Here is a 686-nt window from a genome sequence, read left to right as displayed (position 1 = left end):
CTGATGAACAGCATCGTCGTCTTGTTCTTGCGCTGGATGTCCATCAACAGTTCGGTCACCGCCGCCTGCACCGACACGTCGAGCGCCGAGACCGGCTCGTCGGCCACCACCACCTTGGCATCGCCGGCAAAGGCACGCGCCACGCCGATGCGCTGTTTCTGGCCGCCGGAAAGCTGGCGCGGTTTGCGCGACTCGAACGCCCGCGGCAGCTTCACCAGGTCGAGAAGCTCCAGCATCCGCTGGCGTCGGTCGGCCACCGTGTCGCCGACGTTGAATTTTTCCAGCGTACGGATGATCTGCGAACCGACCGTATGGCTGGGGTTGAGCGTGTCGAACGGATTCTGGAACACCATCTGGATCGATGACACGGTGTCGACGCTACGCTTCTCGATCCCGGTCGACTGGATCTCCTTGTTGCCGAGTTTGACGCGGCCGGAGCTTGCCGTCTCCAGTCCGAGCAGCACCTTGGCCAAGGTCGATTTTCCGCAGCCGGATTCGCCGACGATGGCGACGGTCTCGGATTCGCGCGCCATGAACGAGATCGTCTCGATGGCCTTGACGACCCGCCTCTCGCCGCCCAACACTTCGCTGCCGCCGACCTTGTAGTACTTTTTGAGATCCTCGATCTTGAGCACCGGCGCGCCGGGCTCGACGCGCTCGTTGACCTTCTTGGCGCCGGGCGGCAG

At 63.6% G+C, this 686-nt stretch carries 1 protein-coding gene; it reads right to left on the bottom strand.

Annotated elements, in window-relative coordinates:
• Positions 1–686: ATP-binding cassette domain-containing protein (locus AC0L2B_RS00155; RefSeq protein ID WP_473743630.1), on the bottom strand; the 686-nt coding region annotated here is incomplete at both ends.

This window comes from Mesorhizobium sp. WSM4815 (genome assembly GCF_055811575.1).
The sequence above is the reverse complement of the archived record's forward strand: the minus strand, read 5'-3'. Positions and strand labels throughout refer to the sequence as shown.